The following is a 21,498-nucleotide window of genomic DNA, read 5'->3' on the forward strand; positions in this document are numbered from 1 at the left end:
CTGGACGTCTGGCTGGGGGCGTTGCCGTCGGATCGTGCCGTCAGCTGCCGTCGGTGGTGGGGAAGTTTGAGTAGGACCGGTATCCGCGTGAGACGGCATGGTGGGGGCGGACAGTGAGTGAGCATGGCGGTAGAGGGACGATCGCGAGAACTCCGCGTCCACGCAACCGCAGAGCTCAGATCATCACTGCTGCCAGTGAACTGTTCTATCGTTTCGGTTATCACAACGTGGGCACCGAGGACATCGCCGGCGCGGTCGGGATCACCGCCGGCGCGCTCTACCGGCACTTCCGCAGCAAGGAGGAGTTGCTGGTGTGCGCGCTGACCGACAGCTTCGACCTGGCGGCGTCCGTCGTCGACCGGCATCACGATGGCCAGCTCACAGCCATGGTGCAGGACCTGGCCGAGACCGCGGGCCGGCGACGCGACCTCGGGGTGCTGTGGAGCCGGGAGAGCCGCCATCTCAACGACGAGCAGCGGCAGCGGATGCGGGAGAGGTTCTTCGCCTTCCTGGCGGGCTTCGTCGTCGCCCTGAACGACGTGCGTGACGGGCTGAGCCGGGACGACGCGGAACTGCTGGCATGGTGCGCGCTCGCCGTGCTCACCAGCCCCTCCTACCACGGGGTCCCGGCCGCCCCGGAGACGATGGTCGCCCTGCTGCGCAGGATGGCCCTGTCGGTGTGCACCGTTGACATCGCCGGTGTGTCCGGGCAGCCGGCTCCGGAGCCGGTCACCACCGAGGCCGGGCTGTCACCGCAGGGGCGGCGGGAGGCGCTGCTGGTGGCGGCGGCCCGGTTGTTCAGCATCCGTGGTTACCAGACGGTGACCATGGAGGAGGTCGGTGCCGAGGTCGGGGTGACCAGCGCCGGCGTCTACCGGCACTTCACCACCAAGGCCGACCTGCTGATGGCGATCGTCGCGCGTGCGGCCGAGTCCCTGCAGCTGGGCATCGCTCGGGCGCTGGCGGCCGCCACGACCCCGCAGGCCGGCCTGGAGAACGTGGTGGCCGCCTACATCGACTTCGCGATGGCGCACACCGATCTGGTCAACGTGCTGGTCGCCGAGGTGATGAACCTTCCGTATTGGAACCGTCACAGAATTCGTAAGGCGCAGCACGACTACGTTGCGGAATGGGTGTCCCTGATGGCGGCCACGCGCCCGGATCTGGACCGGACCGCGGCGCTTTTCCGCATCCACGCCGTGTTGATGGTGGTCAACGACGTAGCGCGCACCGCTCACCTGCGAAGCCAACCAAAAGTAACAGAAAAACTTCGTTTGGTAGCTGCTCATATCCTGCACAGTTAACACTGTGTCGACGGTGGCCGCCGGCCTCCGTCGCGGGCGGGCGGCCGTGGCGACGGGCCGGTGCTCCGAGGTCGACCCGAGAATCGTATCCGGAGAAGCCTTGACGAAGTGACCTGAATCACCTACGTTCTGTCCCGAAGTAAATGTGGCAACACATAGATCCGGTCTCTGGAGCTGTTGTCCGGCCCCCGCGAGGGGCGCTGGGCCCTGGGGGCCGCGCCGTCGTCGCGATCGGTCCACTTCGGACGTGGAGGACAAGGGACAGTGGCGTCACCATATTCCACCACTGCGTTAGCCCAGGCGGATCTTCAGATTCGCCAGAAGAAGCTGGTCACGGCATTACACACGGCGGTGGACGCGGCTCCGGTCGAACCTGGCAGCCGTTCGGCCGCGGCGCTCACCGCGAGACTCGAGCGGATCGAAGGTGAATCCATCGACGCGGAGGTCCGGGGCGGGGAAGCGGCCCGGGCCGGCGCGCTGCTCGCCGAGCTCAGCGCCGTGCAGAACGATCTGCGCGAACACATGTTCGGTATGCCGTTCCGGGTGCTGAGCCGCATCCGGGAGGAACTCGCCCGGATACGCCGGGCCACGACTTCCGCGGAGGCCATCGCGTCCGCGCCGGCAGCCCTGTGCGCGGCCGGTGGATTCGACCGGGCGATGATTTCCAGCCTGCGCGGCTCGACCTGGCTGCCCGCCGGGCTGCACGTCGGGGCCGACGCCGACAGCGCGGTCAACGTGGCGTTCCGGGACTTCATCCAGGACCTGCGGATTCCGTTGACCTCCGCCATGCCGGAAGCCGAACTCGTCCGGCGCAGGGTACCCGCGCTGATCCAGCACGCGCAGTCCGAGCCCCGGCTCTTCCGCCCGTTGGTCGAGGTGTCCCAGACCCGGGAGTATGTGGTCGCACCGATCCTGGCGAATGGTTCGGTCGTCGGCTACCTGCACGCGGACGCCTATTCCTCCGGGCGCCGCCTCACCGGTTACGACCGGGAGCGTATCCAGATCTTCGCCGACGGCTTCGGCCTGATTCTTGAGCGCACGGTGCTGCTCGAACGCCTCGCCCTGCAGCGGGAACGGATCGCGAAGGCGTTCTGCACTGCCCGGATGATGACCGAAGGACTCAGCGCCGCTCCGGTCCGGCTCGTGCGGCAGAGCACCCCGGCGGCCGAATCCAAGCCGCCGGTGTCACTACCGGGCATGCTCGCGGCCTCCGCACCTCGTCTCCCGGACGGACTGACCCCACGGGAGCGGGAGGTGCTCGCCCTGTTGGCCAGCGGGGCGACCAACGCACAGATCGCCGATCGTCTGACCGTTTCCGAAACCACGGTGAAATCACACGTGAAACACATCCTGCGCAAGCTGCACGCGTCGAACCGCGCCGAGGCGATCGCCCGGTACCTGTACCTTGCGCGCAGTCAGGACCGTGCCTTATGACCGCCGACCCGGACCGGAAGCCCGGCATGTTCCCGGCGCCCGCCGGCGCCCGAGGATGGCGACGCCGCCAACGCGATCTCGCGACCCGCATCGACCTCATGCACGACGAGGTCCGGGCCGCCCTCCACACGGAGCCGACAGCATCCGTCATCCCCGACGATCTGGCGACGTCGGCCGAGGTCGTCTCGACCCTGGCCGGGCGCTGCATCGACCAGCTGCGGGCCACCGCCGGCACCGACGGCATCACCGCCGCGGACGGCGACACCAGCCTGCAGCTGTGCCATCTCATCCTGGATCTCCAGGAACTCTCGTTCGACCTCTACCAGCACGACCTGAACCTGTGCACCCGGCGGTTCGCCGACTGCGCCGCGGGGCTGCAGCGCCTGCGGACGCTGCCGAGCTCGGCCGACCTGCTCGACCAGGTGTGCGAGGAGCTCGTCCACCGGTGCGGGTTCGGGCGCGCGGTGCTCTCCCGGGTGGAGGACAGCGCCTGGCATCCGTGGATTGCCTATTTCAGCAACAGTGACGAGTTCGAGTCATGGTTCGTGCGCTGGGTCGACCGGCCGATCCCGTTGGAGGGCATGACGCCCGAGACCAGGCTGCTGACCGACTGCCGGCCCGCGGTCGTGTACGACACCGCGAACGCGCCCGTCCACCGGCCGATCATCGTGGAGTCCGGGCGTTCCAAGTCCTACGTCGTCGCCCCGGTGATGCGCGGGACGGAGGTCGTGGGTTTCCTGCACGCGGATCACCATCCGTCCTCGCGCCGGGTGGACGAGGTCGACCGGGACGTTCTCTGGATGTTCGCGGACGGCTTCAGCCACATCTACGAACGAGCCGTGCTGGCCGAACGCCTGCGTACCCAGCGCAACCACGTACGGGAGATCCTGTCGTCGGCAGTGGAGATGATGAACGACTTCTGCGACGCGGGCATCGATCTCTCCCGGTACGCGGGTATCGGAGCCATGCCCGGCGACGGCGCGCGGCCCGCCCCGGTCGCCACCGCGCACACCGGCGGGGATCTCACCGCGCGGGAGTCGGAGGTTCTGGAGCTGATGGTGGCGGGTGCCACGAACAGCGTCATCGCGGAAACCCTGGTCATCGCCGAGGAGACCGTGAAGTCGCATGTGAAGCACATCCTGCGCAAGCTCGGCGCGGTGAACCGCTCCCAGGCGATCGCGGGCTCCCTGGGGATGACCATGCGTGAGATCGAGGCCTGAAAACTGGTCACAGCCGAAAAGCCAATATGCAACGTAACAAAAAGTTACAATGCGTATTGGTTTTTCTAGCACCTGGAACCACAGCCCCCGACAGGGAACCCCGCTCCTCGATGGGGACCGCGGCCGCGGTGGCCGCGGTCCCCGCAGGTAGGGCATCGTGGCTGGTGTCGCCAGTGACGCCCACTCTCGCGTTGCCGCCGGCATCCTGTTCGCCGGCGGCAACGCGAGCAGCGGCTACGGAGCGCGAAGCAGGCCGAGGACCTGGTCGGTGGTCAGCCGAGCAGACCGAGTTCGGACCGGCCGAGCAGGTCGTAGGCCTGGTCGGTGGTCAGCGGGTGGAACGGTCCGCCACGGGCGTCCCGGTAGAGCCGCTCCAGGACGTGCCCGCGCCGGAAGGCCGAGCCGCCGACCAGGCGGAGCGCGGCGTCCGTCACCTTGATCGCAGTCTCGGTCGCGGCGACCTTGGTGACGTCGACGAACGCCGCCCGCGCGATCGGGTTCCACTCGGCGTCACGGCCCTCGATGAGGATCCGGGCGGTCGTCTCCAGCGCCCGGGCCGCCGTCTCCGTCTCCAGCAGAATCTTGCCAAGCCCGTACTGGATGTAGCCGATCCCCTTCAGGGCGACGTCCTTGCCCTCCTGCGTCGCGCCGAGGGACTTCTTCTTGAGGATCTCCCGGGTCTCGGTGTAGGCCTTCTCCGCGAGGCCAAGGTAGACACCGGAGAAGCTCAGCGACGCCCACTCGAACTCGCCGAAGAGGCCGTTGCGGAAGTTGCCGCCGTACGCCGAGGCCGGCACGTGGACCTTGTCGAAGACGAGGGTGTGGGTGCCGGTCGCGCGCATCCCCAGGGTGTCCCAGGTCTCGACGATGCTGACCCCGGGGCTGTCGATCGGGATGACGAAGACGGACTCGCGGGACGCGTGCTCCTGGAAGTCCTCGGGCAGTTCCCCGGACGGGTCGGTGACGGTGGCGTTGAAGGCGACGATGTCGGCCCCCAGGCAGAGGGTGGCCCAGGTCTTCTTGCCACTGACGTGCCAGCCGCCCTCACCGTCGGGGACCGCCACGGTGTCGGCGAGACCGGTCAGCCCGGCCCGGTCCTCGCTGAAGGGCCCACAGACGATCTTGCGCTCGTTGACGACCTCGGCGAAGACCCGCTGCCGGGTCTCCTCGTTCAGCAGGCCACGGAAGATGCCGATCATGGTCTGGTGCATGTTGAACGCCAGCGCGATGGCCGGGTCGCCCTTGGCGAGCTCCCTGGACACCAAGGTGGTGGTCCAGATGTCGGCGCCGAGGCCGCCGTACTTCTTCGGGACGGCCAGAGCGGGCAGGCCGCTCTCCTTGTAGATCGGCACGAGCTCGGTCGGAAAGCGGTTCTCGGCATCAGCCCGTGCTCCGGCCTCGGCAAAGTGCTTCGCCACCGAACGGGCTATCTGTATCACCTCGGCTTGTTCGGCCGGGGTTATTTCCGCGTCGTGCTTCCCCATACCGCAACTCACTCCCAACCATCGACGACCATGTGCTTGCGAAGCCGTTGCGAGCGTAATCGCGCCGCCGCCGGCCGGAATCTCCCTGCGGGAGAGATTCTGCCCTTCAACGGGGTGACACCCGCCGGGAACCGCCTCCTCCCCGGGGGATTCGGGAGCCGGTCACGCGCGCGCCGCCCCGGGCCGGGTGCGGTCCGCGACCACGGCTGCCCGGCCTCCGTCATTATCGGCCCTTCCGTCATTACCCGGGCACGGTAAGCTGGCCATCGCCGACCAGCGGATGATCGTCCGCGATCAGGCTATCGTGGCGGTGTGCGCCGCCGCCGGCCTGCTGGTTCACGCGAAGGAGCACCGGTTCACCCGAAGGAGCACCGTCTTTACCCCTGGGGGATGAGGCGCCGGCCGTGAACTGGTTCTACCGTTGGGACACCTACCCGCCGATCGGGCCGGCGGTGTCTTTCTTGAGCTTTCCCGGATTTTCCGGGACCGCGGGTACGCAGGAAAAGCTTGATCATACCCGTCGGTCCGGCGGAGCCGACCCACCGCGGCTCCGCCGGACCGTCGCTCGTGGGTGTGACCGTCGCCTGACCCTGGTCGGGCCAACCGGGATCGGAACGGAGCGCGTCGATGAGCCGAGTCACCGAACACGCCGAACACTGGGCGCAGGGGATCACGAGTGACACCGATGTGGCGATCTCGCTGTACACCGACAGCGACTCGGAAGCTCCTCGTTTCGAGGTACTTGAGGCGGTCACGACCACCGGGGGAGGCGGGTCGCGTTCCGTAACCGTCCTGTGGCACCAAAGTGGCGAGCACCCTGCCGGATACCAGGACCCGTCAACCGGCGACGAAAGTCTTTCCGTTCGGGACCAAACCTGGCGGTTGGCCGACGCCGACGGCAGAATTGACCGTGAGCCGGCCACCTGGAACGACGCCCCGGTATTTCAGCGGATCGGGCCGCCGGTCCCCACCCCGCACTCCTGGGAGAAGGATGCCGACCCCGGTTCGTCGGTCTGAACAGGCGGACCGAAGGTGACACCACTCCGCCGATCGTGGAGGTACCGGTGACATTACCGCATGCATGGCACCAACGGCTGAGGCTGCCGGCGGTGGCGGCGCCGATGACCGACGTGTCAGGCCCCGATCTCGTGATCGCCGCCGCCGTGAACGGCATCATCGGCACTTTTCCCACCCATAACGCGAAAAGTGCCGACGAACTGGAGGAATGGCTGTCGCGCATTACCGCGGCGACAGGGCCCGCCGGGTCCGCGCAGGCCGCCCCGGTGGGCGCCAACCTCGTCGTGCACCGGTCCAACACGCGGCTCGCCAGCGACCTGGACAGCCTGCTGCGGCATCGTCTGGAAATCGTCATCACCAGCGTAGGTTCTCCCGCGGCGGTGGTCGGGCCGCTGCACGACGCCGGCATCCTGGTACTGGCGGACGTGGCGAGCATACGCCACGCCCACAAGGCGATCGAGGCCGGGGTGGACGGCCTGGTGCTGCTGTCCGCCGGCGCCGGCGGACAGACCGGGTGGGCCAACCCGCTCTCCTTCGTACGGGCCCTGCGGGACGACTACGACGGGATCCTGGTCCTGGCCGGCGGCATCAGCGACGGTTACGGCGTGTTGGCCGCCCGCGCCGCCGGTGCCGACCTGGCCTATCTCGGCACCCGCTTCATCGCCACCACCGAAAGCCTGGCCTCCGACGCGTACCGGCAGGCCGTCGTCGCGGCCACTCTCGACGACATCGCCGCATCGGTGCAGGTCAGCGGCCTACCAGCGAACGTACTCAGAAGCTGGCTCGAAGCCCAGGACATCACGCCGACCCCGCCCGCAGGGGGGGCCGGCGACGCTTCTCCCGGCTTCGCCCAGGACCGGCTGCTCGCCCAGCAGAACGTCTGGGCGGCTGGCCACTCGGTGTCCGGCATCGACGAGGTTCTCGACATTCCGAAGCTGGCGGAGCGGCTTGCCCGCGAATACCAGCAGGCCCAGGACCTGCTGCTACCGGCGGCAGCGAACGGTATTTCCAGAAGGTGGAGGTAGAGCACGCATGTGGGGCACGCTGCCAACGGTTTTCGATCGGGTCACCCTGTACTACGCCGATTCAACGGCGATCATTGACGGTGATCGTCGGCTGACATACCGGCAGACGCGGCAATGGGCCAACCGGGTTGCGAACGGGCTCATCGCGTTAGGGGTCGCCAAGGGGGAGCGGGTCGGCCTGCTGCTGCCCAACGTCCTGGAGTTCATCCCGTCCCAGCACGGCATCTGGAAGGCCGGCGCGGTGCTGGTGCAGCTGCCGACTCGGGCCTCCGCGTCCGGCCACCGCAGCAACCTCAAGCAGGCCGAGGCGACCACGCTCATCTACCACGCGCAGTTCGACTCGACCGTCGCCGAGGTGGTGGCCGGGCTGCCCAACCTGCGCCACGTCATCCGGCTCGACGACGGGCGCGGGCCCGCGGAGACCACCGTCGCCGGTGTCGTCGACTATGCGAAGCACTTCGAGTCGCAGTCGGACACGGCCCCCTCGGTGGACATCGACGAGCACGACGAGGCGTACGTGCTGTTCACCTCCGGCAGCACCGGCGAGCCGAAAGGTGTGATCAACTCTCATTTCACCTGGGCGCACTACAGCATCACCGCCGGTCTGGAGATCGGTGACATCAGGCCTGGTGAGATCTTCGCCCACGGCGCCCCGCTGACCCACTTCACCCAGATCTTCGTGCTGCCGACCTTCCTGCGCGGCGGCACGAACGTGATGCTGCCGGGACTGGACGTCAACACCCTCCTCGAGAAGATCGAGAAGGAGAAGGTGACGGCCACGGCCCTGGTCCCGACGATCATCTATCTGCTGCTCGACCACCCGGACCGGAAGAAGTTCGACCTCTCGTCGCTCAACACCATCGTCTACGCGGGTGCCCCGATCGCTCCGGAGCGTCTGCGTGAGGCACTCGACGTGTTCGGCCCGATCTTCATCCAGGCCTATGCCGGCACCGAACCGGGGTACGTCTCCAGCCTGCGCAAGCAGGACCACCGGGTGGACACCGAGAAGGACATCAAGCGGCTGGCGTCGGCCGGTCGGCCCCTGCCGTACGTGTCGGTGACCATCCAGGACGACGACGACCGCCCGCTGCCCGTCGGCGAGGTCGGCGAGGTCACCTCCAAGCAGCTCGGCCAGATGCTCACCTACGTCGACGCCTCGCGTAACGCGGAGGCGCTGCGCGACGGCTGGGTACACACCGGGGACATCGGTCACCTCGACGAGGACGGCTTCCTCTACATCGTCGACCGCAAGAAGGACCTGGTGGTCAGCGGTGGGTTCAACGTCTTCCCACGGCAGGTGGAGGACGTGCTGCTGACCCACCCGGCGGTCGCCCAGGCGGCTGTTTTCGGCATTCCGCACCCGAAGTGGGGCGAGGCCGTACACGCCGTCGTGGTCGCCCGGTCCGGGCAGCAGGTCGACGAGAGCGAGCTGATAAACCACGTCAAGCGCGAGCTGGGCAGTGTGCCCGCGCCCAAGTCGATAGAATTCACCGACCAGCTGCCGGTCAACCCGGCCGGGAAGGTCGACAAGAAAACGATTCGCGCGCCCTACTGGGCCGGCCGGACCCGTCAGATCGGATAGCTCCGCCGCCCCTCGGCCGGTGTTCACCCTGGCCGTCTGATCAGGGTGAACACCAGACCGATCGGCGCGAGACGAGGAAGAACCCCCAAGCCATGGGAATGACGATGAGTGCTCAAAGCAGTACCGGCCATCCCGGCCCGGAGACTTCCGTGGTGGACCCCGCCCATTTTCGCGACGTCCTTTCGCGTTTCGCGAGCGGGGTCGTCGTCGTGACGGCGATAGTCGGGGACAGGCCGGCCGGCCTGACCTGCCAGTCGTTCACGTCGCTGTCCCTGCAGCCGCCGCTGGTGCTGTTCTGCCCGGCCAAGTCGTCCACGTCGTGGCCTTCGGTGGCGGCGGCGGACAGCCTGTGCATCAACATCCTGAGCGAGGGGCAGGACGAGGTCAGCAACGGGTTCGCGCGCAGCGGCGCGGACAAGTTCGCCGGCGTCGGCTGGACGCTGCTGCCCAACGGCGCGCCGGCGCTGGACAGCGCCGTCGCCCACATCGGCGCCCGGATAGCCACGGTCTACGACGGGGGCGACCACCACATCGTCACCTGTCACGTGGAGTCCCTCCAGACCCCCGGGGAGCGCGATCCGCTCCTCTACTACCGGAGCAAGTATCGGCGTATCCGGTCGCTGGACTAGCCTGGCTGGCCGGCATCACAAGCCATCCGCGTCCAAAGGAGGACAAGGTGTCCGTACCGCATTACGGGTTGTTCATCGACGGAGAATGGGTCGACTCCGCCGAGAAGTACGAGATTCGCAGTCCCGCGACGGACGAGCTGGTGGCAACGGTCGCCAAGGGCGGGACCGCCGACGTGGACCGGGCGGTTGCCGCCGCCAAGGCCGCGCACGAGGCGGGGCAGTGGCGGCGTACCCCGCCGCAGGAGCGTGCCGCGGTGCTGCACGCGGTCGCGGACCGCCTGGAGAAGCGGCTGCAGGAGTTGGCGGCCCTGCAGACCCGGGAGAACGGCGCGACGATCCGCGTCACCGGGGCCCTGCACCTTGGCCTGTCCATCGCCCAGCTGCGTTACATCGCCGACCTCGCGACGACCTACGAGTTCGAGAAGAACGGGCCCGAGATCGGGCCGATCCCGGCCGTGGGTGTGCTGCGCCGCGAGCCGCTGGGCGTGGTGGCCGCGATCGTGCCGTGGAACATCCCGCTGCTGGTCATCGTCTGGAAGGTCGGCCCGGCGCTGGCCGCGGGCAACACCGTCGTGCTCAAGCCCGACGAGCACTCGCCGCTGGTCGCGCTCGAGCTGGCCAAGGAGTTCGAGGCCGCCGGTCTGCCCAAGGGCGTGCTGAACCTCGTCACCGGTGACGGCGACCCGGTGGGCGCCCACCTCAGCGGCCACCCGGACGTCCGCAAGGTGGCCTTCACCGGGTCGACCGAGGTGGGCAAGAGCATCCTGAGCAAGTCCGCCGACACGGTCAAGCGGGTCACCCTCGAGCTCGGCGGCAAGGGGCCGAACGTCGTCCTCGACGACGCGGACGTGCCACTGGCCGTCGACGGAGCGCTGTTCGCGGCCCTGGCCAACAACGGGCAGGCCTGCGAGGCGGGAACCAGGCTGCTGGTGCCGAACAGCCTGAAGGAGGAGTTCCTCACCAGGCTGGTGGAGCGGGCGAAGACCCTCAAGCTCGGCAACCCGCTGGACCTCGCCACCGACGTCGGCCCGGTGATCAGCTCCGGGCAGCGGGACCGCATCCTGGGCTACATCGAGTCCGCCCGGGCGGACGGCGCCACCATCGCGCTCGGCGGCGGGGTGCCGCAGGGGCCGGAGTTCGCCACCGGGAACTGGGTGGAGCCGACCATCGTCACGGACGTCACCAACGACCAGCGCATCGCCCGGGAAGAGGTCTTCGGCCCGGTGCTGACCGTGCTGACCTACGACTCCGTGGACGAGGCGATCAAGATTGCCAACGACACGAACTACGGCCTGTCGGCCGGGGTGTGGGGACGTGACGAGTCCCGGGCGCTGGACGTGGCCCGGCAGCTGGACGCCGGCATGGTCTACGTCAACGACTGGCACGTGATCAACCCGGCCTACCCGTTCGGCGGCTACAAGCAGAGCGGCCTGGGGCGCGAGGGTGGCCCGAACGCGCTCGACGCCTACACCGAGCAGAAGTACATCGCGGTCGACCGCAGCGGCGGACTGGAGAACCGGGCGGCGTTCGCCCTGGTACTGGGGACGCCGCCCGCATAAGTGACGGGCCTGAAGGAAACAGCGCGGTGCCGACACCCTGTCGGCACCGCGCGCCGATGCCGACGGCGCGTCCATCCGGCGTGAGCCGGGTATGAACGACTGCCGTCGCCGGTGTCGGCGACATCCCAGAAAGGGAACCTGATCGTGTCAGCCGAGGCGTACATCTACGAGGCGGTTCGGACCCCTCGAGGAAAGGGAAAGAAAGGGGCGCTGCATGGCACGAAGCCGCTGGACCTCGTGGTGGGCCTCATAGACGAGGTGAAACAGCGGCTTCCGCAACTGGATCCGGCATACGTCGATGACGTGGTCCTGGGAGTTGTCTCCCCGATCGGGGACCAGGGCGGTGACATCGCGAAGGCGGCGGCGATCGCGGCCGGCCTGCCCGACACGGTGGGCGGAATACAGGTCAACCGTTTCTGCGCCTCGGGCCTGGAAGCGACCAACATCGCGGCCCAGAAGGTGCGCTCGGGGTGGGACCGGCTGGTCTTCGCCGGCGGCGTCGAGTCGATGTCGCGGGTGGGGATACTCTCCGACGGCGGACCGCTGTTCAACGACCCGGTCACGACCTATGACCACTACTTCGTCCCGCAGGGCATCGGCGCCGACCTCATCGCCACGATCGAGGGCTTCAGCCGCGAGGACGTGGACGCGTACGCCGTGCGTTCGCAGGACCGCGCGGACGCGGCCTGGCGCAACGGCTACTTCGCACGTTCGGTGGTACCGGTCAGGGACGTCAACGGGGTCGTGATCCTGGAGCACGACGAGCACCGCCGGCCCGGCTCGACAGTGGAGTCCCTCGGCGGGCTGAAGCCGTCCTTCGAAGGTCTCGGCCGCTCGGGCGGGTTCGACGCCGTCGCGCTGCAGAAGTACCACGAGGTCGAGAAGATCAACCATGTCCACACCGGGGGGAACTCCTCGGGCATCGTCGACGGCGCGTCGCTGCTGCTCATCGGTGGGGAGCAGGCGGGCAGGGAACTCGGCCTGACACCGCGCGGCAGGGTTGTCGCCACGGCGATCAGCGGGGCCGACCCGACCATCATGCTGACCGGGCCGAAGCCGGCGACGGAGAAGGTGCTCGCCACCGCCGGGCTGACCCTGGACGACATCGACATCTTCGAGCTCAACGAGGCGTTCGCGTCGGTGGTACTCAAGTGGATCGGGGATCTGAAGATCCCCGAAGAGAACGTGAACGTCAACGGCGGGGCGATCGCGATGGGGCACCCGCTCGGTGCCACCGGCGGGATGCTGGTCTCCACCGTGCTCGACGAACTCGAGCGCAGGGAGCAGCGTCGGGGGCTCATCACGCTGTGCATCGGCGGTGGTATGGGCGTGGCCACGATCATCGAGCGCGTGTGAACATGTCGACGGATACGGGTGGACCGACTATGGCGTACACAGAAACCATCCAATGGGCGCACGACCCCGACGGCGTTGTCGTGTTGACCCTGGATGACCCGCAGGCTTCGGCGAACACCCTCAACCGGGACTTCGTCGAGTCGTTGCAGGCAGCCGTCGACAGGCTCGAGCGGGAGAAGGAGACGATCACCGGGGTCGTTCTCACGTCCGCGAAGAAGACCTTCTTCGCCGGCGGCAACCTCAACGAGCTCAGGGCGCTGCGCAAGGAGGACGCCGCGGAGTTCACCGCGCACCTCAACCGGATCAAGGGGCTGCTGCGCGCCCTGGAGACCTACGACCGGCCGGTCGTGGCCGCCTTCAACGGCGCCGCCCTCGGCGGCGGTCTCGAGCTCGGGCTGGCCACCCACCACCGGATCGCCGCCGACGTCCCGGGCAACCAGATCGGTCTGCCGGAGGTCGGGCTCGGGCTGCTGCCCGGCTGCGGCGGGGTGGTGCGGACCGTGCGCATCCTCGGCGTCGTCGACGCCCTGAACAAGGTGCTGCTGCCCGGCACCCGGTTCAGCCCGGCCGACGCGGTCGAGGTCGGGCTGGTCGACGAGATCGTGGCGACCATCCCCGAGCTGGTCCCCCGGGCCAAGGAGTGGATCCAGAAGAACCCCGAGGCGCGCCAGCCGTGGGACGTCAAGGGCTTCCAGATACCCGGCGGGGCACCGGACTCCCCGTCGCTGGCGCCGGTCCTGCCCAGCCTGACAGCCAAGCTGCGTGCCCAGCTCGGCGGCTCGCCACTTCAGGCGCCGCGGGCCATCGTCGCCGCCGCCGTGGAGGGCGCGCAGGTCGACGCCGACACGGCGTCGCTGATCGAGACCCGGTACCTGATCCACCTGGCCACCGGCCAGGTGGCCAAGAACCTGATCCAGGCGTTCTTCTTCGACACCCAGCACATCAAGGCCGGTGGTAGCCGGCCGGCCGGGTTCGACCGCTTCCAGGCGCGCAAGGTCGGTGTTCTCGGGGCCGGGATGATGGGCGCGGGTATCGCCTACGCGGCGGCGAAGGTCGGGATCGAGGTGGTCCTGAAGGACGTCAGCCTCGCCGCCGCCGAGCGTGGCAAGGCCGGTGTCGAGAAGACCCTCTCCAGGGCGGTGGCCAAGGGGAAGACGCCGCAGGCAGAGGCGGACGCGATACTCGGCCGAATCCTGCCGACGGAGGATCCGGCCGACTTCGCCGGGGTCGACTTCGTCGTCGAGGCGGTCTTCGAGAGCGTCGAGCTCAAGCACAAGGTCTTCGGCGAGATCGAGGAGATCGTCGATCCGGACGCGGTGCTCGGGTCGAACACCTCGACCCTGCCGATCACCCTGCTGGCGCAGGGGGTCCAGCGGCCGGAGGACTTCATCGGCATCCACTTCTTCTCACCGGTCGACCGGATGGCCCTGGTCGAGATCATCAAGGGTGAGCGCACCTCGGAGCGCACCCTGGCCAGGGTCTTCGACTTCGTGCAGCAGATCCGCAAGACGCCCATCGTCGTCAACGACAGCCGCGGGTTCTTCACCAGTCGGGTCATCATCGCCTTCCTCAACGAGGCGGTCGCGGCCGTCGGTGACGGCATCGCTCCCGCCAGCATCGAGCAGGCCGCGTTGCAGGCCGGCTATCCCGCCGGCGCGCTGCAGCTCATCGACGAGCTCACGCTGACCCTGCCGAGGAAGATCCGCCAGGAGGCCAGGGCCGCGGTCGAGGCCGCCGGCGGGGTCTGGAAGGAGCACGCGGCGGAGGCGGTCATCGACCGGCTGATCGACGAGTTCGGGCGGCCGGGCCGTTCCGGCGGCGCCGGTTTCTACGAATACGACGACTCCGGCGGCCGGCAGGGACTGTGGCCGGGCCTTCATGAGGCGTTCCGGGTACCGGGCCGCACGATCCCGTTCGAGGATCTCAAGGAGCGGCTGCTGTTCGCCGAGACGCTGGAGGCCGTCCGCGCGCGGGACGAGGGGGTCATCACCTCGATACCCGATGCCAACATCGGCTCGTTGTTCGGCATCGGTTTCCCCTCGTGGACCGGTGGAGTGTTCCAGTACATCGACCAGTACAAGGGCGGAACAGCCGGATTCGTGGCGCGGGCGAACGAGCTGGCCGAGCGTTACGGCGAACGGTTCACCCCGCCGGACTCCCTGGTGCGGGCGGCGGCCGCGGGCGCGTCGTACGCATAGGGAGGGACCGGCACCGAAATGACTGTTGTACGTGCGACAGCGTCGTTGTGCATACGGCAGGATATTGCGCCGCCACATACGGTGGATCAATGTCCGTCATGTTTTTCGTGTCGCACGGCCGGAGGCCCTCAAGGAGTACTGGTTGAAAGCCGTGCGGCCCTTGTGTCGCACGGTTGGAAGCCGCGGGGGAAACGCCGGCTGAAGGCTGTGTGATGCTTGTGTCGCACAGCCGGAAGCCTTGAGGGAAACGCAGCCAGGTGGAAGGGAGTGGATGTCGGTGTCCGTGGGGCTGAGCATCAGGCCAGACGTAGTCGATGACGGCCGGCCGCCCGATGGTGACCGGGTGGGTCGGCCTGGTCCGCAGGCGCAGGGGAGGGCGCGTAAGCGCTCGTTCAGTGCCGATTACAAACTGGCGATCCTGGCGGAGTACGAGGCGGCGACGACACCGGGTGCGAAGGGCGCCATTCTGCGCCGGGAGCAGCTCTACGCCGCGCATATCGCGGTGTGGCGCCGAGCCCGGGACGCCGGCGCGTTGGCGGAGCTGTCCCGGCCGATCGGCCGGCCGCCGGCGGACGCCCGGGACAGCGAACTGGCCGAACTGCGTGCGAAGAACGGGCGGTTGGAGAAGGAGTTGGCGAAGGCCCGGCTCGTGATCGACGTCCAGGGAAAACTGCACGCGCTCTTGGCGACGTTGTCCAGGAGCGCGCCCAGCGACGTCGGTGTGCCGACCTTCTCACAGAAGCAGAACGGCTGATAGCGGACGCAATGGCCGTACTGGTGCCCCAGATCGGTGTGACGGCGGCCTGTGCCGCGGTCGGCCGCTCCCGGTCCACGTACTATCGGCGCTACCGGGAAAGCTCGTGTCCGTCACAACAGCTGCCCGGGGAAGGCTGGCGGGTGACAGCGGCCGACGAGTCCGTGACCCAGGGGATATGACCGCGCTGCCCCTGGCTCACGAGCTGATGAACAATCCTTGGAGACGGTGTGGACTTCGGTGAGGACGCGGAGCTGCGGGCTCTGCGGGAGACGGTCGCGGCGATCTCCAAACCGTTTGGTGGCGCCTACTACACCGAGCGCTCGGAGGCCAGAAAGCCGACCAGTGAGATATGGGCGGCGCTTGCCGAAGCGGGCTTCATAGGCGTGAACCTCCCCGAGGAGTATGGCGGCGGGGGCGGCGGCATCGTCGAACTCGCCGCCGTCACCGAGGAGAGCGCGGCGGCGGGCTGCCCGCTGCTGCTCCTGCTCGTCTCGTCGGCGATCTCCGGCGAGGTGATCGCCCGTTTCGGCAGCGCCGACCAGAAGCAGCGCTGGCTGCCGGGCCTGTCCTCCGGTGCTCACAAGATTGTCTTCGCCATCACCGAGCCCGACGCGGGCTCGAACACCCACCGGATCTCGACACGGGCCGTCCGGGATGGTGACGACTGGCTTCTCACCGGCCAGAAGTACTACATTTCCGGTTTTGACGACGCCGCCGCCGTCCTGGTGGTGGCCCGTACCGGCACTGACGAGGCCAGCGGCAGGGCGCGCCTGTCGCTGTTCGTCGTGCCGACCGACACCCCCGGTCTGACCGCCCACCCGCTGCCGGTTGCCGCGCAGATTCCCGAGCGGCAGTTCACCCTCTTCTTCGACAGCGCCCGGGTCGCCTCCGACGCGCTTGTCGGCGACGAGGGGGACGGGTTCCGGCAGGTTTTCCACGGTCTGAACCCGGAGCGGATCACCGGTGCCGCGCTGTGCGTGGGGATTGCCCGGTACGCGCTGGGCAAAGCCGTCGACTACGCGCGCAACCGGCAGGTGTGGGACCAGCCGATCGGTACCTACCAGGGGATTTCACATCCGCTGGCGAAAGCAAAGATCGAAACCGACCTGGCCGCGTTGATGACCCACAAGGCGGCCTGGACACACGACCACGGCCTGCCCGCGGGCGAGCCGTCGAACATAGCGAAGTACGCCGCCGCGGAGGCCGCGCTCGCCGCCGTGGACCAGGCTATTCAGACCCATGGTGGCAACGGCATGTCCGTCGAGTACGGTCTGGTGCCGCTGTGGGGACTGGCCCGGACACTGCGCATCGCGCCAGTCAACCGGGAAATGATTCTCAATTACGTCGCGCAGCACAGCCTCGGCCTTCCTCGGTCGTACTGAGGGGATGTACATGACGATCGTCGCCACCCACCCCAGGGCAGTTGAAGGCACCCCGTTGCGGTCCCGCCTCAACACAGCCTCGGAGCTGTACCGCACCAACCGTGCGGCCCAGTTGAAGTTTCTGGCCGAGCTCGACGACCAGTTGGATCTCGCGCGGGCAGGCGGTGGACAACGCTACCGGCAGCGGCACCACGACAGGGGCCGGCTGCTGGTACGTGAGCGGATCGAGCTGTTGCTCGACCGCGACGCACCGTTCCTGGAGCTGTCCACGCTCGCCGCGTGGGGGAGTGAGTTCGCTGTCGGGGCAAGCGTCGTCAGCGGCATCGGAGTGGTCTCCGGTGTCGAGGTCGTGATCCTCGCGCATGATCCGACCGTGCGTGGCGGCGCGATGAACCCCTACTCGTTGAAGAAGACGCTACGTGCGCTCGAGATCGCCCGGCGCAACCGGCTGCCGGTGGTGAACCTCGTCGAGTCCGGTGGTGCCGACCTGCCGAACCAGGCCGACCTGTTCGTCCAGGCCGGGAAGATCTTCCACGACCTGTCCGAGCTCTCGGCACTGGGCATTCCCACCATCGCGCTCGTGTTCGGTAACTCCACCGCGGGCGGTGCGTACGTACCGGGTATGTGTGACTACACCGTGCTCGTGGACCAGCAGGCCAAGGTGTTCCTCGGCGGCCCCCCGCTGGTGAAGATGGCCACCGGCGAGGAGTCGAACGACGAGGACCTCGGCGGCGCCGCGATGCACGCCCGGGTCTCCGGGCTCGCCGACCACTTCGCCGTCGACGAGCAGGACGCGATCCGCATCGGCCGGCGCATCCTCTCCGAGATCAACTGGCGGAAGCTCGGCCCCGGCCCGAGCCTGCCGGCCGACCCGCCCCTCTACGATCCCGACGAGCTGCTCGGGATCGCGCCGTCGGACTTCCGTGTTCCCTTCGACCCACGCGAGGTGCTCGCCCGGGTCGTCGACGGCTCTCGCTTCGGTGAGTACAAGCCCGACTACGGCACGAGCATCGTGACCGGCTGGGCCTCCATCCACGGCTTCCCGGTCGGGGTGCTGGCCAACGCCAACGGCGTGCTGTTCAGCGAGGAGGCCAAGAAGGCCTCGGAGTTCATCCTGCTGGCCAACCAGGCCGACACGCCGGTGGTGTTCCTGCAGAACACCACCGGATACATGGTCGGCGCGGCCTACGAGCAGGGCGGCATCATCAAGGACGGCGCCAAGATGATCAATGCCGTCACCAACAGCCGCGTGCCGCATCTGACCGTCAACATGGCCGCCTCGTTCGGCGCCGGCAACTACGGCATGTCCGGTCGGGCCTACGACCCGCGGCTGATGTTCGCCTGGGTGGGCGCCAAGTGCGCCGTCATGGGCGCCGCCCAGCTCGCCGGCGTGCTGTCGATCGTCGGCAAGGCCGCGGCGGCCGCGGCCGGCCGGCCGTTCGACCAGGAGGCCGACGACCGGCGCCGCGAGGAGATCGAAGGTCAGATCAGCGCCGAGTCACACTCGTTCTTCATGAGTGGCAAGCTCTACGACGACGGTGTCCTCGACCCCCGCGACACCCGCACCGTGCTCGGTATCGCCCTGTCCGCCGCTCATTCGGGCCCGATCGAGGGGCGCCGCGGCTACGGCGTCTTCAGGATGTGAGTGCTGTGGTCACCAAGCTGCTGATTGCCAACCGCGGTGAGATCGCTTCGAGGATCATCCGCACCGCCCACGAGCTGGACATCGCCACGGTCGCGGTCTTCTCCGACCCGGACGCCGACGCCCCGTTCGCCCGCGAGGCCGACGAGGCGGTCCGGCTGCCCGGCGCGACCCCGACCGAGACGTACCTGCGGGGCGACCTGGTGATCGCCGCCGCCCAGCGCACCGGGGCCGACGCGATCCACCCCGGCTACGGCTTCCTGTCGGAGAACGCCGACTTCGCTCGGGCCTGTGCCGACGCCGGCATCACCTTCGTCGGGCCACCCCCGGACGCCATCGACGCGATGGGGTCGAAGACCAGGGCGAAGGAACTGATGGACAAGGCCGGGGTGCCCGTCCTGCCCGGCCTGGTCATCGACGCCGACCTGCTCGCCGACGGCGGACAGCTCTCCCAGGCCGCCGCGGACCTGGCGTTCCCGCTGCTGGTCAAGGCCGCCTACGGCGGTGGCGGACGCGGCATGCGCATCGTCCGCCAGGTCGACGAGCTCGCGGAGGCGGTCGCCGGCGCGCAGCGCGAGGCGGCCTCGGCGTTCGGGAACGCGACGGTGTTCCTGGAGCACTACGTCGAGCGTCCCCGGCACATCGAGGTGCAGATCTTCGCCGACCAGCACGGCAACGCGGTGCACCTGTTCGAGCGGGAGTGCTCCATCCAGCGCCGCTACCAGAAGATCATCGAGGAGGCCCCCTCAGTCGCCGTCGACGACGAGCTGCGCGAGCGCCTCGGCTCGGCCGCGGTCGCCGCCGCGAACGCGATCGGCTACGTCGGTGCCGGGACGGTGGAGTTCGTCCTCGACCAGCAGGGGCAGTTCTTCTTCCTCGAGGTGAACACGCGGCTGCAGGTCGAGCATCCGGTCACCGAGGAGATAACCGGCCTCGACCTCGTCCGCGCCCAGCTGCTGGTGGCCGAGGGCGCGCCCCTGCCCGACGAGCTGCGCCAGGCGCGCATCAACGGGCACGCCATCGAGGTCCGGCTGTACGCCGAGGACGTCCCGGCCGGCTTCCTGCCGGCGACCGGGACGGTGCACCACTTCGAGGTGCCGGCGCTGACGGGGATCCGCGTCGACAGCGGGATCGCCGACGGGTCGGTGATCGGCGTGCACTACGACCCGATGCTCGCCAAGGTCATCGCGCACGGCCCGACCCGGGCGGACGCCATCCGCCGCCTCGGCCGGGCCCTCGCCCGCACCCGGGTGGACGGCGTGACCACCAACCGTGAGCTGCTGGTGGGCATCCTGCGCGAGGAGGAGTTCCGCGCCGGCGCCATCGACACCGGGTATCTCAACCGGCACGACCCGGTGGCGCTGAGCACTCCGGCCCTGCCCGACGACGTCCTGGCGACCCATCTGCTGGCGGCCACGCTCACCGATGCCACGCGGCGCCGGGCGAACGCGGTGCTGCCGACGCTGCCGCCGGGGTGGCGCAACGTCCCGACCGAGGCCCAGCGCACCGTGCTGGAGGTGGCTGGCAGGGCGATCGAGGTCCGCTACCGCCAGTACGGCAACCGGGTCGAGGCCAGTGTGGACGGCCGCGCGCTGGAGGCGCTGGTCCACCGCATCGACGCCGGCCTGGTCGACATCACCGTCGACGGTGTCCGCGCGACCGTGTACGTGACCCGCGACGGGGCCGTCTTCCACCTCGACGGCCGCGGCGCCTCGACCGTGGCGCGGGAGGTCCCACGGTTCGTCGAACCGGGCGCGAACGTCGCCCCGGGCTCGCTGGTCGCCCCCATGCCGGGCACGGTCGTGCGGGTCGTCGTGGAGGAGGGCGCGACCGTCACCACCGGTGACGTGGTGCTGGTCCTGGAGGCGATGAAGATGGAGCACACCGTCACCGCCCCCCAGGACGGCGTGGTGGTGGAGATCAACGCACGCCAGGGCCAGACCGTCGACGGCGGCCATGTCCTGGCCGTGCTCGCCGCCGACGGTGAACAGTCATGACGGCACCGGTCACCCGCAACCGGGCGTTCCGGGAGAAGCGCACGCCGGTCTGGAGCGGACGCTGATGGCCGCCGACATCGGCCCGCTGCTGGCCGACCTGGCAGCCGAGACCGAGGAGCTGACGGCTGCGCTGCGCGGCCTTGACGAGCCCGACTGGCTCACGCCGACACCGGCCGCCGGCTGGGACATCAAGGACCAGGTCAGCCATCTGGCGTACTTCGACGACGTGACAACGCTCGCCGCGACCGACCCGGACCGCTTCGACATCGAGGTGAAGAAGCTGACCGGCCTCGGTGAGGACTTCGCCGCGCACGTCGCCCTGTGGTACCGGGACCGCTCGGGCAGCAAGCTGCTCACCTGGTTCGAGCAGGCGCGCGGCACACTGCTGGACACGCTGGGGGCGGTCGAGCCCGGGACGAAGCTGCCCTGGTTCGGCCCGCCGATGAGCGCCCCGAGCTCCGCCACCGCCCGGCTGATGGAGACCTGGGCGCACGGGCAGGACGTCGCCGACGCCCTGGGGGTGCGGCGTGAGCCGACCGCCCGGCTGCGCCACATCGCGCACCTCGGCGTCGCGACGGTCCGCTGGAGCTTCGTCGTCCGGCAGCTGCCCCCGCCCGACAGCCCGATCCGGATCAGCCTCACCGCCCCCGACGGCTCGCTGTGGCAGTGGGGGCCGCCGGACGCGGCCGACGTCATCACCGGCCCGGCGCTCGACTTCTGCCTGCTCGTCACCCAGCGTCGCCACCACGCGGACCTCGGCCTGCGGGCCACCGGGGCCACCGCGGCCCGCTTCCTCGAGATCGCCCAGGTCTTCGCCGGGCCGCCGGGCCCGGGGCGTCCCCCCGGTGGGCAGCACCCGTGACAGCGATCCCCTCAGCAACCCCCTCGTCGGCCGTCCCATCGGCCTCGCAG

16 protein-coding genes are annotated in these 21,498 nt (G+C 69.0%); 15 read left to right on the top strand and 1 reads right to left on the bottom strand.

Going from position 1 to position 21,498, the window contains the following annotated elements; genetic code table 11:
- Nucleotides 1-113 precede the first annotated feature (113 nt).
- The 3 genes from CM1CMNOD_RS09420 (at nt 114) to CM1CMNOD_RS09430 (ending at nt 3,958) form a co-directional block, all read left to right on the top strand.
- A complete protein-coding gene (locus tag CM1CMNOD_RS09420) occupies nt 114-1,304 on the top strand; it encodes a TetR/AcrR family transcriptional regulator (RefSeq protein WP_013873428.1) in 1,191 nt (396 codons plus the stop codon).
- 264 nt (nt 1,305-1,568) lie between these two features.
- The gene (locus tag CM1CMNOD_RS09425) at nt 1,569-2,738 is read left to right on the top strand and encodes a helix-turn-helix transcriptional regulator (RefSeq protein WP_013873429.1); all 1,170 of its coding nucleotides are present in this window, start codon (nt 1,569-1,571) and stop codon (nt 2,736-2,738) included.
- Nucleotides 2,735-3,958, top strand: a complete 1,224-nt coding sequence (locus CM1CMNOD_RS09430) for a LuxR C-terminal-related transcriptional regulator (RefSeq protein WP_013873430.1) — start codon at nt 2,735-2,737, stop codon at nt 3,956-3,958. The genes CM1CMNOD_RS09425 and CM1CMNOD_RS09430 overlap by 4 nt, the downstream gene beginning before the upstream one ends.
- 272 nt (nt 3,959-4,230) lie before the next feature.
- Here the strand turns inward: CM1CMNOD_RS09430 and CM1CMNOD_RS09435 are convergent, their stop codons facing one another.
- A complete protein-coding gene (locus CM1CMNOD_RS09435; protein ID WP_013873431.1) occupies nt 4,231-5,442 on the bottom strand; it encodes an acyl-CoA dehydrogenase family protein in 1,212 nt (403 codons plus the stop codon).
- Nucleotides 5,443-6,069: 627 nt separating this feature from the next.
- Between CM1CMNOD_RS09435 and CM1CMNOD_RS09440 the strand changes: the two genes are divergently transcribed.
- The 12 genes from CM1CMNOD_RS09440 (at nt 6,070) to CM1CMNOD_RS09495 (ending at nt 21,448) form a co-directional block, all read left to right on the top strand.
- Nucleotides 6,070-6,459 (top strand): hypothetical protein, encoded by a 390-nt coding sequence (locus CM1CMNOD_RS09440; RefSeq protein WP_013873432.1) that lies wholly within the window; start codon nt 6,070-6,072, stop codon nt 6,457-6,459.
- Nucleotides 6,460-6,506: 47 nt separating this feature from the next.
- A complete protein-coding gene (locus tag CM1CMNOD_RS09445; protein ID WP_013873433.1) occupies nt 6,507-7,484 on the top strand; it encodes an NAD(P)H-dependent flavin oxidoreductase in 978 nt (325 codons plus the stop codon).
- A 7-nt stretch (nt 7,485-7,491) separates the two neighbouring features.
- On the top strand, nt 7,492-9,066 hold the full coding sequence (locus tag CM1CMNOD_RS09450) for an AMP-binding protein (RefSeq protein ID WP_013873434.1): 1,575 nt from the start codon (nt 7,492-7,494) through the stop codon (nt 9,064-9,066).
- A 104-nt stretch (nt 9,067-9,170) separates the two neighbouring features.
- The gene (locus CM1CMNOD_RS09455) at nt 9,171-9,695 is read left to right on the top strand and encodes a flavin reductase family protein (protein ID WP_235433547.1); all 525 of its coding nucleotides are present in this window, start codon (nt 9,171-9,173) and stop codon (nt 9,693-9,695) included.
- 47 nt (nt 9,696-9,742) lie between these two features.
- Nucleotides 9,743-11,254, top strand: coding sequence for an aldehyde dehydrogenase family protein (locus CM1CMNOD_RS09460; RefSeq protein WP_013873436.1), 1,512 nt, complete (start codon nt 9,743-9,745; stop codon nt 11,252-11,254).
- Between the two features lie 144 nt (nt 11,255-11,398).
- Nucleotides 11,399-12,610 (top strand): acetyl-CoA C-acetyltransferase, encoded by a 1,212-nt coding sequence (locus CM1CMNOD_RS09465; protein WP_043605993.1) that lies wholly within the window; start codon nt 11,399-11,401, stop codon nt 12,608-12,610.
- A gap of 29 nt (nt 12,611-12,639) precedes the next feature.
- Nucleotides 12,640-14,808: a 3-hydroxyacyl-CoA dehydrogenase NAD-binding domain-containing protein gene (locus CM1CMNOD_RS09470; protein ID WP_013873438.1), complete on the top strand. Its 2,169-nt coding sequence runs from the start codon at nt 12,640-12,642 to the stop codon at nt 14,806-14,808.
- A 343-nt stretch (nt 14,809-15,151) separates the two neighbouring features.
- The gene (locus CM1CMNOD_RS09475; RefSeq protein ID WP_043603389.1) at nt 15,152-15,562 is read left to right on the top strand and encodes a transposase; all 411 of its coding nucleotides are present in this window, start codon (nt 15,152-15,154) and stop codon (nt 15,560-15,562) included.
- 230 nt (nt 15,563-15,792) lie between these two features.
- Nucleotides 15,793-16,947 carry an acyl-CoA dehydrogenase family protein gene (locus CM1CMNOD_RS09480; protein ID WP_013873441.1) on the top strand — a complete coding sequence of 385 codons (1,155 nt, stop codon included), beginning with the start codon at nt 15,793-15,795 and terminating at the stop codon, nt 16,945-16,947.
- 10 nt (nt 16,948-16,957) lie between these two features.
- The gene (locus CM1CMNOD_RS09485) at nt 16,958-18,592 is read left to right on the top strand and encodes an acyl-CoA carboxylase subunit beta (protein ID WP_013873442.1); all 1,635 of its coding nucleotides are present in this window, start codon (nt 16,958-16,960) and stop codon (nt 18,590-18,592) included.
- Between the two features lie 5 nt (nt 18,593-18,597).
- On the top strand, nt 18,598-20,586 hold the full coding sequence (locus tag CM1CMNOD_RS09490; protein ID WP_013873443.1) for a biotin carboxylase N-terminal domain-containing protein: 1,989 nt from the start codon (nt 18,598-18,600) through the stop codon (nt 20,584-20,586).
- A gap of 64 nt (nt 20,587-20,650) precedes the next feature.
- Nucleotides 20,651-21,448, top strand: a complete 798-nt coding sequence (locus CM1CMNOD_RS09495; RefSeq protein WP_013873444.1) for a TIGR03084 family metal-binding protein — start codon at nt 20,651-20,653, stop codon at nt 21,446-21,448.
- Nucleotides 21,449-21,498: the final 50 nt, after the last annotated feature.

This window comes from Protofrankia symbiont of Coriaria myrtifolia (genome assembly GCF_900634755.1).
Lineage (GTDB): Bacteria > Actinomycetota > Actinomycetes > Frankiales > Frankiaceae > Protofrankia > Protofrankia coriariae.

Bases quoted from the DNA above. Each gene is read 5' to 3' on its own strand.
- CM1CMNOD_RS09435 (WP_013873431.1), bottom strand. From the start codon at position 5,442: ATGGGGAAGCACGACGCGGAAATAACCCCGGCCGAACAAGCCGAGGTG.
- CM1CMNOD_RS09455 (WP_235433547.1), top strand. From the start codon at position 9,171: ATGAGTGCTCAAAGCAGTACCGGCCATCCCGGCCCGGAGACTTCCGTG.
- CM1CMNOD_RS09440 (WP_013873432.1), top strand. From the start codon at position 6,070: ATGAGCCGAGTCACCGAACACGCCGAACACTGGGCGCAGGGGATCACG.
- CM1CMNOD_RS09450 (WP_013873434.1), top strand. From the start codon at position 7,492: ATGTGGGGCACGCTGCCAACGGTTTTCGATCGGGTCACCCTGTACTAC.
- CM1CMNOD_RS09430 (WP_013873430.1), top strand. From the start codon at position 2,735: ATGACCGCCGACCCGGACCGGAAGCCCGGCATGTTCCCGGCGCCCGCC.
- CM1CMNOD_RS09485 (WP_013873442.1), top strand. From the start codon at position 16,958: ATGACGATCGTCGCCACCCACCCCAGGGCAGTTGAAGGCACCCCGTTG.
- CM1CMNOD_RS09495 (WP_013873444.1), top strand. From the start codon at position 20,651: ATGGCCGCCGACATCGGCCCGCTGCTGGCCGACCTGGCAGCCGAGACC.
- CM1CMNOD_RS09470 (WP_013873438.1), top strand. From the start codon at position 12,640: ATGGCGTACACAGAAACCATCCAATGGGCGCACGACCCCGACGGCGTT.